General features: G+C 65.5%; 1 pseudogene. It reads left to right on the top strand.

The annotated features are described in order from the left end of the window. Positions 1–255, top strand: a pseudogene (locus PZA18_RS24730) (hypothetical protein); the annotation flags it as partial.

The following is a 255-nucleotide window of genomic DNA, read 5'->3' as shown; positions in this document are numbered from 1 at the left end:
GGCTCGGTCACCGCATCGCCACCACCCTCAGCGACCAGCGCGAGGTGGGCTTTCTTTACTACGGCCATGGTCATCTGCACCAACTGCTGCTGGATCAGGTTCCGCTGCTGGATTTCGAGCGGGATGCCCTGCATCGCGAAACCGGCCGCCAGGGCTTTGGCGGCTGGCAGCAACGCCAGTACGACCTGCAGGGCCGGCTGGTCCGCCAGTACAGCAATCAGCCGGTCCTGGCCTGGCAGTGGGAATACGACCCCG

The organism is Parachitinimonas caeni (genome assembly GCF_030129945.1).
Taxonomy (GTDB): domain Bacteria; phylum Pseudomonadota; class Gammaproteobacteria; order Burkholderiales; family Chitinimonadaceae; genus Parachitinimonas; species Parachitinimonas caeni.
The sequence above is the reverse complement of the archived record's forward strand: the minus strand, read 5'-3'. Positions and strand labels throughout refer to the sequence as shown.